The sequence below is a fragment of the Sinorhizobium fredii USDA 257 genome (genome assembly GCF_000265205.3).
Taxonomy (GTDB): domain Bacteria; phylum Pseudomonadota; class Alphaproteobacteria; order Rhizobiales; family Rhizobiaceae; genus Sinorhizobium; species Sinorhizobium fredii_B.
In genome coordinates this window covers 6,276,918-6,289,558 of the sequence record NC_018000.1, presented here as the reverse complement: position 1 = coordinate 6,289,558, position 12,641 = coordinate 6,276,918, and the positions used below count along the sequence as shown (strand labels likewise).

Genomic DNA, 12,641 nt, shown 5'->3' with positions numbered 1-12,641 from the left:
CTGACCGCGCCGCTTGATGCGCGAAGGACGCGGCAATTCGAGCGAAAATCGGGCTGTGCCGATAGCGGCAGTCCTTGAAGAAGCGGGCCAGAGGCCGATGAAACCAAGTGAAACCACAACGGACGTCAGCGAGCTGAAGCGCCCCCGCCGCTGGCATATCCTCGTCTTTCTGCTGCCGGCTCTGGTCGTCTACACGGCGGTGATGATCCTGCCGTTGATCGAGACGCTGCGGCAATCCTTCTACAACACCGTCGACGGCCAATATGGCTTCGTGGGGCTTGGCAATTTCAAGGTCCTGTTCGGCGATCCGCGCTGGGCGGCGGATTTCTGGAACGCCCTTCGGAACAACTTCGTTTTCTTCCTGATCCACATGGTGGTGCAGAATCCGATCGGCATTGCGCTCGCCGCCATGCTGTCGATCCCGAAGCTGCGCTTCAGTGCCTTCTACCGGACGGCGATCTTCCTGCCGACGCTCCTGTCCTTCGTCATCGTCGGCTTCATCTGGAAGCTCATACTCTCGCCGATCTGGGGCGTCGCCCCCTATCTGATGGATCTCGTCGGCCTCAAATGGCTGTTCGCGCCCTGGCTCGGCAGGCCCGATTCGGCGCTGATCGCCGTGTCGCTGATCTCGGTCTGGCAATATATCGGCATCCCGATGATGCTGATCTATGCGGCGCTCCTCAACATCCCCGACGAGGTGATCGAGGCGGCGGAACTCGACGGCGTCACCGGCTGGAGCCAGTTCTGGAAGATCAAGCTGCCGCTGATCCTGCCGGCGATCGGCATCATCTCGATCCTGACCTTCGTCGGCAACTTCAACGCCTTCGACCTGATCTACACGGTGCAGGGGGCGCTGGCCGGCCCGGACAAGTCGACGGACATTCTCGGCACCTTGCTCTACCGCACCTTCTTCGGGTTCCAGCTCCAACTCGGCGACCGGTCGATGGGCGCGACGATCGCGGCGATCATGTTCCTGATCATCTTGGCCGGCGTGTCGCTCTATCTCTTCGCCATCCAGCGCCGCATGCGCCGCTACCAGTTCTGAGGGGAGAGACCAGGATGTCGAAAGCAAGAACCTCCATCGCCCGGACCGGCGCCGTCCATTTCGCGTTGATCGCCTACACGCTCGTGGCGCTGTTCCCGGTATTCCTGACGATCGCCAACTCATTCAAGAGCCGCAATGCGATCTTCCGCGAGCCGCTGGCGTTCCCGACGCCCGAGAGCTTCAGCCTGATCGGCTACGAGACGGTGCTGAAGCAGGGCGACTTCCTCGGCTATTTCCACAACAGCGTCGTCGTCACCGTCGTGTCGATTGCGCTCGTGCTGCTGTTCGGCGCCATGGCCGCCTTCGCGCTGTCCGAGTACCGGTTCCGCGGCAACACGCTGATGGGGCTCTATCTGGCGCTCGGCATCATGATCCCGATCCGGCTCGGCACGGTGGCGATCCTGCAGGGCATGGCGGCGACGAACCTCGTCAACACGCTGACGGCGCTGATCCTCGTCTACACGGCGCAGGGCCTGCCGCTCGCCGTCTTCATCCTGTCGGAATTCATGCGCACCGTCTCGGACGACCTGAAGAACGCCGGCCGCATCGACGGGCTGTCGGAGTATGCGATCTTCTTCCGGCTGGTGCTGCCGCTGGTGCGGCCCGCCATGGCGACGGTGGCCGTCTTTACCATGATCCCGATCTGGAACGACCTGTGGTTCCCGCTGATCCTGGCTCCGGCGGAAGCGACGAAGACCGTGACGCTCGGCTCTCAGATCTTCATCGGGCAGTTCGTCACCAACTGGAACGCGGTTCTTTCGGCTCTTTCGCTGGCGATCTTCCCGGTGCTCGTCCTCTACGTCATCTTCTCGCGGCAGCTGATCCGCGGCATCACGGCAGGAGCGGTCAAATGAATTCTTCCGCAAATCCGATCCGCGTCCTCGTCGCCGGGCTCGGCAACATGGGACGCAGCCATGCCCTTGCCTATCACGAAAATCCCGGCTTCGAGATAGCCGGCCTCGTCAACCGCTCCAAGGTCGAGCTGCCGGGCGCACTTTCCGGCTACGAGATCGTGCCCTCTTTCAGTGAGGCGCTTCTCGAACTCAGGCCGGAGCTCTGCTCGATCAACACCTATTCGGACAGCCACGCGGCCTATGCGGTGACAGCGATGGAAGCAGGCTGCCATGTCTTCGTCGAAAAGCCGCTGGCAACGACGGTCGCCGATGCGGAACGCGTCGTCGCCTGCGCCCGGGCCAACGGCCGCAAGCTCATCGTCGGCTATATCCTGCGCCACCATCCGTCCTGGATGCGGTTGATCGCCGAGGCGCGGAAGCTCGGGCCGCCCTATGTGTTCCGCATGAACCTGAACCAGCAGTCGAGCGGGCCGACCTGGGCAACGCACAAGTCGCTGATGCAGACGACGGCGCCGATCGTCGACTGCGGTGTCCACTATGTCGACGTGATGTGCCAGATCACCGATGCGAGGCCCGTCGAGGTGCGCGGCATGGGCCTGAGGCTCTCGAACGAGATCGCCGCCGACATGTACAATTATGGCCACCTGCAGGTCATTTTCGAGGACGGTTCGGCCGGCTGGTACGAGGCCGGCTGGGGACCGATGATCTCCGAGACCGCCTTCTTCGTGAAGGACGTGATTTCGCCGAACGGCGCGGTATCGATCGTCATGGACCAGGCCGCCAGGTCCGACGACATCGACGTGCACACCAAGACCGCGGTCATCCGCCTGCACAGCGCGGCGACCGGTCCGGACGGCCGCTTCCTCAAGCCCGACGAGGACCTCCAGATGGAAGGCGAACCGGGCCACCAGGACCTTTGCGACCGCGAACAGGCTTTCGTGTTCAAGGCCATTCGCGAAGACATCAATCTCGACCGGCATATGGACGATGCGGTGCAGTCGCTCAAGATCTGCCTGGCGGCGGACGAAAGCGTTCGCACCGGCAGGCCGGTCAAGCTCTAACCCAAGAGGGTCGACACGTGGGATCTCTGCAACTTAAATCCATCCGCAAGGCCTATGGCGGCCATGAAGTGCTGAAGGGCATCGACCTCGAGGTGCAGGACGGCGAATTCGTCATCTTCGTCGGTCCGTCGGGCTGCGGAAAATCGACCCTGCTTAGGACCATCGCCGGCCTCGAGGACGCGACGTCCGGAAGTGTGCAGATCGACGGTGTCGAAGTCGGCCATGTCGCACCCGCCAAGCGCGGCATCGCCATGGTCTTCCAGTCCTATGCGCTCTACCCGCACCTGACGGTGAAGGACAATATGGGTCTCGGGCTGAAGCAGGCCGGTGTGCCGAAGGCCGAGATCGACGAGAAGGTCGGCAAGGCGGCCGGCATGCTGTCGCTGCAGCCCTACCTCGCCCGCCGCCCGGCCGAGCTTTCCGGCGGGCAGCGCCAGCGCGTGGCGATCGGCCGCGCCATCGTGCGCGAGCCGAAACTCTTCCTTTTCGACGAGCCGCTATCGAACCTTGACGCGGCGCTGCGCGTCAACACGCGCCTGGAAATCGCCCGGCTACATCGCAGTCTCAGCGCAACGATGATCTATGTCACCCACGACCAGGTCGAGGCGATGACGCTGGCGGACAAGATCGTCGTCTTGAACGGAGGCCGCATCGAGCAGGTCGGCTCGCCGATGGAACTCTACAACCGTCCCGCCAATCTCTTCGTCGCGGGCTTCATCGGCTCGCCGCAGATGAACCTCATCGACGGCGACCGGTTCGGCGACGGTACGGCGAAGACTGTCGGCATTCGCCCCGAACATATCGGCCTCTCGCGGGACGGAGGCGACTGGAAGGCGAAAGTTATCCACGTCGAGCATCTCGGCGCCGACACCATCGTCTATCTCGAGTCCGACGCGGTTGGGCTGCTGACGGTGCGGCTCTTCGGCGAGCACCGCTATGCGGCGGACGACGTCGTCCATGCCACTCCGGTGATTGGCGGCATGCACCGCTTCGACGCCGATGGCCGGGCGATCGGTTCCGGCCATTGAGGTGCGGGCGCGGGCGGAAAAACCGCTCGCACGCCGGATCGCCCTCACCCTAGCCCTCTCCCCGCAATGGGGTGAGGGGGGACACCGGCGTGTGAATATGGCTGGCGTCTGCGGCGACGTTCGCGCGCGGACACGCGCCTGCAGCGGGATGAGAGGCGGGAGGCGCCCGCTGCTTGTCTTCGATCAGCGATCACACCTACGTGAACTGCGACGACGGCAGCGCCGAAGATGCCGCGGCTGCGGCATTTTTGAAGATTACCATACAGCGACTGTCCCCTGTTGCGTTGCGGCAGACATTAACATACATTCCTGTTTGTATATTAGCTTTCCGGTATCTTCCCGCGATGCCGGCTCCGCTTCCTCTTCCTTATAGACCGCGCGGTAGGCGCCGCGGGTGGTCCTTTGCATATTGGACATTGCGATGCATATGAACCGACCGATACTGGCCGTCTCTCTGGCAACCGTGCTGTTTCTCGCCGGTTGCCAGAAGAATGAAGAACAGGCTGCCGCCCCGCCCTTTCCTCCGGCGGCGGTCGCCGTCTTCACGACGGCGGCGGAGCCCTTGCCGATCACCAATGAGCTTCCCGGGCGCATTACGCCGACGCGAATAGCCGAGGTTCGGCCGCGCATTTCCGGCATCGTCGTCGAACGGGTGTTCGAGCAGGGCACGATGGTCAAGGAAGGCGACGTGCTCTACCAGATCGATCCCGCGCCATTTCAGGTCAAGGTCGACAGCGCCGAGGCCACGCTGAGGCGGGCACAGGCAGTAGCCGACCAGGCCAAGCGGACCGCCGACCGGCAGTCGCGGCTGAAGGACGCGCAGTTCGCGGCCGTGCAGCAGTTCGACGACGCGATTGCCGCGCTTGCCCAGGCCGAGGCCGATGTCGGCATTGCCGAGGCGGGCCTCGCCGAGGCGAAGCTCAACCTGCAATACGCCAATGTCACCGCGCCGATCAGCGGCCGGATCGGCCGGGCGCTGATCACCGAGGGCGCCCTCGTCAGCGCGAGCGACACACAGAACCTGGCAACGATCCAGCAGCTCGACCCGATCTATGCCGACTTCACGCAGTCGGCGACCGACCTCATCCGCCTGCGCAAGGCCCTCAAGGACGGCCAGCTCATCAGCGGCAAGAACGAAGCGGAGGTGCAGCTCATCCTCGACGACGGCACGCCCTACGGCTTGAAGGGCCGGCTGCTCTTTTCCGAGGCGGCCGTCGACGCGACGACCGGCCAGGTGACGCTACGCGGCGAATTCCCCAATCCCAACAACGATCTGCTACCGGGGATGTATGTGCGCGTGCAGATCCAGCAGGGGCTGGAAAAGGACGCGATTACTGTTCCCCAGCAGGCGGTGCAGCGCAACAATGCCGGCCAATCCCAGGTCTATGTGGTCACCGCCGACAAGAAGGTCGAGTTCCGCAACGTCACGCTTGGGCGGACGGTCGGCGAGCGTTGGCAGGTGACCGCCGGTCTCAAGGCCGGTGAGAAGGTCATCGTCGAGGGCTTCCAGAAAATTGGCCCCGGCGCGGCGGTTGAACCCTCCGACTGGAACCCGAACTCCAAGCCCGGTACCGGGCAGCAGAGCGCGGCTGCCGCCGGCGACAAGTCCGCCACCGCAGTGAAGTGAGAGCCTATTCATGCCCAGTTTTTTCATAGACAGGCCGATCTTTGCCTGGGTGGTGGCGATCTTCATCATGGTCGCCGGCATCATCGCCGTTCCGCTGCTGCCCGTTTCGCAGTATCCGGACGTCGCCCCGCCGCAGATCTCGATCAACGCCAACTATCCGGGCGCCTCGTCGCAGGACACCTATCAGAGCGTCACGCGGCTGATCGAGGATGAGCTGAACGGCGTCGAGGGCCTGCTTTACTTCGAATCGACGTCGAGTTCCTCGGGCTCGGTCGAGATCAACGCCACCTTCGCCCCGGGCACCGACCCCAGCCAGGCCTCGGTCGATATCCAGAACCGGGTGCAGCGGGTCGAGCCGCGCCTGCCCGATTCGGTCAAGCAGCAGGGCGTCCAGGTGGACGAGGCCGGCTCCGGCTTTCTGCTGATCATCTCGCTGACTTCGACGGATGGGTCGATGGACGCGATCGCCCTCGGCGATTACTTGAGCCGCAACGTCTTGAGCGAAATCCAGCGCGTGCCCGGCGTCGGCCGCGCCCAGATGTTCGCGACCGAGCGGTCGATGCGCGTCTGGCTCGATCCGGACAAGATGCTCGGCCTCAACCTCACCGCCGCGGACGTGACCGCAGCGATCCAGGCGCAGAACGCCCAGATCGCCTCCGGCTCGATCGGCGCCCAGCCGAACCCGATCACCCAGCAGATCAGTGCCCCGGTGGTGATCAAGGGCCAGCTTTCCTCGCCGGCGGAATTCGGTGCCATCGTGCTTCGGGCGAACGCCGACGGCTCCGCCGTGCGGCTGCGCGACGTCGCCCGCATCGAGATCGGCGGCGAGAGCTATTCCTTCTCGACACGCCTCAACGGCAAGCCCTCGGCGGCCATCGCCGTGCAGCTCTCGCCGAGCGGCAACGCGATCTCGACCTCGGAGGCGATCAAGGCTCGCATGGACGAACTCGCCGAGTTCTTCCCGCCGGGGCTTGAATATTCCGTTCCCTACGACACCTCGCCCTTCGTCGCCGTCTCGATCCAGAAGGTCGTCGAAACGCTCGTCGAAGCCGTGGCGCTCGTCTTCCTGGTGATGTTCCTGTTCCTGCAGAACATCCGCTATACGATCATCCCGACGCTGGTCGTGCCGGTCGCCCTTCTCGGCACCTGCGCGGTCATGCTGGCGATGGGCTTTTCCATCAACGTCTTGACGATGTTCGGCATGGTGCTGGCGATCGGCATCCTCGTCGACGACGCGATCATCGTCGTCGAAAACGTCGAGCGCATCATGTCGGAGGAGGGCCTGACGCCGAAGGAGGCGACCCGCAAGGCGATGAAGCAGATCACCGGCGCGGTCATCGGCATCACCCTCGTGCTCGCCTCGGTGTTCATCCCGATGGCCTTCTTCCCGGGTGCGGTCGGGGTGATCTATCGCCAGTTCAGCCTGACCATGGTCGTTTCGATCCTGTTCTCGGCGTTTCTTGCACTGTCGCTGACGCCGGCGCTCTGCGCGAGCTTCCTGAAGCAGGTACCGAAGGGCCATCACCACGCCAAGCGCGGCTTTTTCGGCTGGTTCAACCGCGGCTTCGACCGGACCTCGCGCGGCTATACCGGCCTTGTCGGACGCATGGTGACGCGCACCGGCCGGTTCATGATCATCTACCTGGCGCTGCTCGGTGGCCTCGCCTGGGCCTTCCTGCAACTTCCCTCATCCTTCCTGCCGGACGAGGACCAGGGCTTTGTCATCGTCATGATGCAGCTGCCGTCCGAAGCCACAGCGAACCGAACGACCGAGGTCATTGAACAGGCGGAGACGATCTTCGGGCAGGAGCCGGCGGTCGACACGATCGTCGCGATCAACGGCTTCTCCTTCTTCGGCACCGGCCAGAATGCGGGGCTTGCCTTCGTGACGCTGAAGGACTGGAGCGAGCGGGACGCGAACAACGCCGCCCAGTCGATCGCCGGCCGCGCGACGATGGCGATGAGCCAGATCAAGGATGCGATCAGCTTCGCGCTGTCGCCGCCGGCAATCCAGGGTCTCGGCACCACCGGCGGCTTCTCCTTCCGCCTGCAGGACCGTGCCGGTCTCGGCGAAGCGGCGCTGGCTGAAGCGCGCGACCAGCTCCTCGGCCTTGCCTCTCAGAGCAAGGTGGTGACAGGCGTCCGCTTCGAGGGGATGCCCGATGCGGCACAAGTCAATGTGCTTATCGACCGGGAGAAGGCGAATACCTTCGGCGTCACCTTTGCCGACATCAACTCGACGATCTCGACCAATCTCGGCTCGTCCTATGTCAACGACTTCCCGAATGCCGGCCGCATGCAGCGCGTGACGGTGCAGGCGGACGAGGGTCAGCGTATGCAGACGGCCGATCTCCTGAACCTCAATGTCCGCAATTCGAACGACGGCATGGTTCCGCTCTCGGCTTTCGCCAGCATCGAATGGATCAAGGCCCCGACTCAGACCGTCGGCTACAATGGCTATCCGGCGGTCCGCATCAGTGGCGAAGCGGCTCCCGGCTATTCCTCCGGCGATGCGATCACGGAAATGGAGCGGCTGGCGGCTGAGCTCCCGGCGGGCTTCGGCTACGAATGGACGGGCCAGTCGCTGCAGGAGATCCAGTCGGGCTCGCAGGCGCCGCTCCTGATTGCGCTTTCGTGCCTGCTCGTCTTCCTATGCCTGGCGGCGCTCTACGAGAGCTGGTCCATCCCGGTCGCCGTCATCATGGTCGTGCCGCTCGGCGTCATCGGTGCGGTGCTGGCGGTGATGATGCGCGACATGCCGAACGACGTTTACTTCAAGGTCGGCCTGATCGCGATCATCGGTCTCTCGGCGAAGAACGCCATCCTGATCATCGAGTTCGCCAAGGAACTCCGCGAACAGGGCAAGTCGCTGATCGACGCGACGCTCGAAGCCGTGCACCTGCGCTTCCGACCGATCCTGATGACGTCGCTCGCCTTCACGCTTGGCGTCTTGCCGCTGGCGATCGCGACCGGCGCAAGCTCCGGCAGCCAGCGCGCCATCGGCACCGGCGTCATGGGCGGCATGATCTCGGCCACGGTGCTGGCGATCTTCTTCGTGCCGGTCTTCTTCGTGTTCGTGATGAAGCTCTTCGGACGATGGAAAGCCACTGGCGCGGCACCACAGGCCACATCCGAGAGCGCCACGCCCGCCGAGTAACGCGCGATAACGGCCCGCCCTCGCCGGCGGGCCGTCGAGTAAGGAGAAAAAGATGCGCCGAACCAAGGCCGATGCCGAGGAAACCCGAAGGAAGATCCTGAGCGCCGCCGAGCGCGTCTTCTACAAGAAGGGTGTCTCAGGCACGACCCTCGATGAGGTTGCCGGTCAAGCCGGCGTGACGCGCGGGGCCATCTATTGGCACTTCGCCAACAAGACCGATCTCTTCCTCGCCCTTTATGAGGCGGTGCCGCTGCCGCACGAAGACATGATCGCCCGCGAGATCGAAACGGAAGCCTTCGACACGCTTGCCATCGTCGAGGAAGCGACCGGCGACTGGCTCGACATACTGGCGAAGGACGATCAGCGGCAGCGCATCCTGGCGATCATGCTGCGGTGCGACTATGACGACGAAATGTCGACCGTGCTCATCAAGCAGAAGCTCGTCGACGAGCGCCACAACGCAATCCTCGAACGTGCCTTCGCCCGCGCGCTGGAGCGGGGGCAATTGAAGGAGACCTGGACGCCCGCCTCCGCGGTGCGCACACTGAACTGGACGATGATGGGACTCTGTACCGACTGGCTACTTTTCGGCCGCCGCTTTGATCTCGCCGCCGAGGGGCGAGAGACGGTCAGGCGCCTCTTCGCCAGTTTTCGTCGGGTGCATCAAGCGGAGCCATTCGCCACCGCTTCCTTAGGCTCAGGACCTAGATTCTAAGCGGCAAGCGCTTTTGCAGCAGCGCCGACGAGATCCCGCTGCGTGGCCGGCTTGTCGATTACCAGGCTCGTTTCCGTGGTGCGCAGCGTCTGCCGCGCCAGCGATTGGACGACGGCGAGCGTGTTCTTTACGCGGTGGCTGAGTTCGTTCAGCAGCAGTTGCCGACGCCGCTCCCAGCGCTTGCGATCGGTAATGTCGCGGGTGCTTTCCAGAATGAGCCGTCGATCGCCGAGCGGCACGAGCTCAATCTGGCTCTCCACCGTCAGCACCCGACCATCCTTCGTCGTATGCTTCAATTCGCCGCTCCAGCGACCGTTTTTGAGAAGGGTTTCCCGAAGCTTGTCGAACGAGGAGCCCGGAATGGTCGTCTTCAGCAATTTTTCCTTTTGCTGCCCGAGAGCCTCCTCGCGCGAATAGCCATAGAGTTCCTCGCTGCCACGGTTCCACTGCTTGATGCCGTCGTCGAAATCCCAGACGAAGATCGGCGAGCGAGAAAGCTCGACAAGGCGCATTTCGTGGCCGAGGCGCTGTTCGCTGTCCTTCGCCGCTTCCTCGGCGTGGCGCCGCGCGCTGATGTCGACGAAGGTCGCCACGACGCCGTCTATCTTGTCCTCGATGGTGCGATACGGCCGCATCCGCACCAGGTACCAGCCGTCATTGTTGCCCTTTACCTCGTATTCGATGGGGCTAAGGTTCTTCAGCACCGCGCGCGCGTCGTCCGCTAGTCTCTCGTAGGCCAGGTGATGCGTGAAATCCGTGATCGGCCGCCCTTCGTCGTTCAGCGTCACGTTGAAGATATCCATCAGGCGCGGCGTGAACCGCTTTATGCGCAGAGACTGGTCGAGGAAAAGCGTCGCTATGTCGGTCGCGGCCATCAGGTTCAGCAGGTCGCTGTGGGCGCGTGAAACGCTCTCCAACTTAAGCTTGAGCTCGTTGTTCACCGTCTGCAGCTCTTCGTTGATCGACTGCAGCTCTTCCTTGCTCGTCTCCAGTTCCTCTGCCGTCGAACGATATTCCTCGTTCATCGACTGCAGCTCTTCGTTGGCGGCGCGCAGGTCCTCGGTGGCCGATTCGGACTCTTCGCGCGTCGACCGAAGCCGGTTCTGGGCGCGTTGCAGTTCCTCCTGCAACTGGCGGATCGTCTGGTTGATGGACGGGCGCTCGTCGGCCGTTTCGAGGACGATTTCCTCGGTCTTGTCGATCGTCTCGCCTTCGATGAACAGCACCAGAGCATGCCGGGTGCGCTCCGCTGTCTGGACAACCGGCTTGACCTGCAGGTAGACGCGATGCGGCTGGCCGTCGACGTCGGCAAGGATCGGCATGCTCAGGGTGGGTTCATTTCTCTCGAAGGCGCGATGCAGTGCCGCCCTCGTATCGAAGCGAAACTCCTCGCGCACGAGATCCGTCGCATCAGTTGTGACCGGACCTCCCGATGGCTGAAGAAAGCGCCCGGCATTTTCGGAAAGGTGAATCGCGTGATGGCTTTCATCCACGAGCATGCTTGGCGGGGCGATCTTCTCAAGCAGCTGGCGATGCACGGCTGCGTCGCTGATGTGGCCCGCCACCGGCGGCGGGCGAATGATGGTCGGTATCCTGCCCTGGTGGGGGCCAGGCAGCACTGGCAGCACCTGGCGTCGATCACTGCCACCGGGTACGGCCTTGTAGATGCGCGCCTCGCGATCCACCGTTCGGAAAAGTCCTGGGGCCTGGTCGGCATTTTCCGACAATCCGAGGAAGAGGAAGCCGCCCGGGTTGAGCGCGTAGTGAAACGTGTTACAGACCTGTTGTTGAAGCTGGCGATCGAGATAGATCATCAGGTTGCGACAGGAAATCATGTCGAGATGGGAGAAGGGCGGGTCCCGGAGCAGGCTGTGGCTGGCAAACAGAACGACGTCGCGCAGTTCGCGGCGGACCCGATAATGATCGCCCTCGCGCTGGAAGAACCGGCGCAACCTTTCCTCTGAGAGATCGCCTTCGATCGTCGACGGGAACCGTCCATCGCGCGCCATGCCAAGTGCCTTGGGGTCGAGGTCGGAGCCGAAGACCTGGATTTCCGGCGCGAGATCGCGGCGCGCTGCTTCCTCGAGCAAGAGGATGCCGATGGTGTAGGCCTCCTCTCCGCTGGCGCAACCTGGGACCCAGACCCGGATGGTGTCGGCAGCTCCCTTCCCATCGAACAATTGCGAAATGATCTTTTCGGCGAGCGCCTTGAACGCCGCCGGATCGCGAAAGAACGTCGTGACCTAAATCAGGAAATCGTTGAAAAGGGCCTGCACTTCCTCGGGATTCTCACGCAGGTAGGCGTAGTAGTCCGAGAGCGACTCCTGGCGAGTGACCTGGGCCCGCCGGCCGATGCGACGCAGAATGGTCGCACGCTTGTATTGTGAGAAATCATGCCCGGTCCGGCCGCGCACATGCGCCAGAATTCGTCCGGTCATATCTTCATCGCCGGAGCGAACGGGATGGGAGGGCAGTCGGTCGCGGCTGGCGAGCAGTTCGACCAGCCGATCCGGAAGCTCGCGAACCGGCAGGACGAAATCGGCGACCTCGGTGGCGATGGCGTTGCGCGACATCGAGGCATATTCCGCCTCGTTCGGGTCCTGGACGAGCACGATGCCGCCGGCTTCCTTGATGGCCTTGACGCCGATCGCACCGTCCGCGCCTGCCCCCGTCAAAACAATGGCGAAGCCGACCCCGTGCTCCTCGGCAAGGGATCGGAAAAACAGATCGATTGGCGCGCGGGCGGTGCGAGGCTCCTGGAAGGGCAACGCGGCGATCGTGCCGTCGGCGATCTTCAGCCGACGGTTCGGCGCAATCACGTAGACATGGTTGCTTTCGAGGCGGGCGTGGTCCTCGACCTGGGTCACCGGCATTCGCGTGCGGGACGCCAGGATGCTCGCCAGCTCGCTTCTGGAGTGGGGATCGAGGTGGACGATGACAACAAGGGCGGCATCGGTATCGGCCGGCATCAGATCGAAGAATGTCTGGAGAGCCTGGACACCTCCGGCCGAAGCTCCGATTCCCACAATCGGCGGATCGGATTCCTGATCCATGCTTCACCTCCCTAGGCGCCTATTCTCGGAGCCGTAATTCTCCGAGCGAGCCATGGCTCGTCCGGTGGGGCCGTAGCAACCCTCAACCGCCGAATAGCCGG

7 protein-coding genes and 1 pseudogene are annotated in these 12,641 nt (G+C 63.5%); 7 read left to right on the top strand and 1 reads right to left on the bottom strand.

The features are described from left to right. The first annotated feature begins 97 nt into the window (after positions 1–97). From USDA257_RS29400 to USDA257_RS29370, 7 genes are all read left to right on the top strand, one after another. On the top strand, positions 98–1,045 hold the full coding sequence (locus tag USDA257_RS29400; RefSeq protein ID WP_041415700.1) for a carbohydrate ABC transporter permease: 948 nt from the start codon (positions 98–100) through the stop codon (positions 1,043–1,045). Positions 1,046–1,059: 14 nt separating this feature from the next. Continuing rightward, a complete protein-coding gene (locus USDA257_RS29395) occupies positions 1,060–1,899 on the top strand; it encodes a carbohydrate ABC transporter permease (protein WP_014766629.1) in 840 nt (279 codons plus the stop codon). Then, a complete protein-coding gene (locus USDA257_RS29390) occupies positions 1,896–2,960 on the top strand; it encodes a Gfo/Idh/MocA family protein (RefSeq protein WP_014766628.1) in 1,065 nt (354 codons plus the stop codon). The genes USDA257_RS29395 and USDA257_RS29390 overlap by 4 nt, the downstream gene beginning before the upstream one ends. Positions 2,961–2,977: 17 nt before the next feature. Then, positions 2,978–3,988, top strand: a complete 1,011-nt coding sequence (locus tag USDA257_RS29385; protein WP_014766627.1) for an ABC transporter ATP-binding protein — start codon at positions 2,978–2,980, stop codon at positions 3,986–3,988. Between the two features lie 421 nt (positions 3,989–4,409). Then, on the top strand, positions 4,410–5,615 hold the full coding sequence (locus USDA257_RS29380; protein WP_041415698.1) for an efflux RND transporter periplasmic adaptor subunit: 1,206 nt from the start codon (positions 4,410–4,412) through the stop codon (positions 5,613–5,615). A gap of 10 nt (positions 5,616–5,625) precedes the next feature. Continuing rightward, positions 5,626–8,772 (top strand): efflux RND transporter permease subunit, encoded by a 3,147-nt coding sequence (locus tag USDA257_RS29375; protein ID WP_014766625.1) that lies wholly within the window; start codon positions 5,626–5,628, stop codon positions 8,770–8,772. Between the two features lie 52 nt (positions 8,773–8,824). Next, positions 8,825–9,487 (top strand): TetR family transcriptional regulator, encoded by a 663-nt coding sequence (locus USDA257_RS29370; protein ID WP_014766624.1) that lies wholly within the window; start codon positions 8,825–8,827, stop codon positions 9,485–9,487. A 65-nt stretch (positions 9,488–9,552) separates the two neighbouring features. Here USDA257_RS29370 and USDA257_RS35705 read toward each other — a convergent pair. Then, a pseudogene (locus USDA257_RS35705) lies at positions 9,553–12,540 on the bottom strand (chemotaxis protein CheB); the annotation flags it as partial. Between the last annotated feature and the right edge of the window lie 101 nt (positions 12,541–12,641).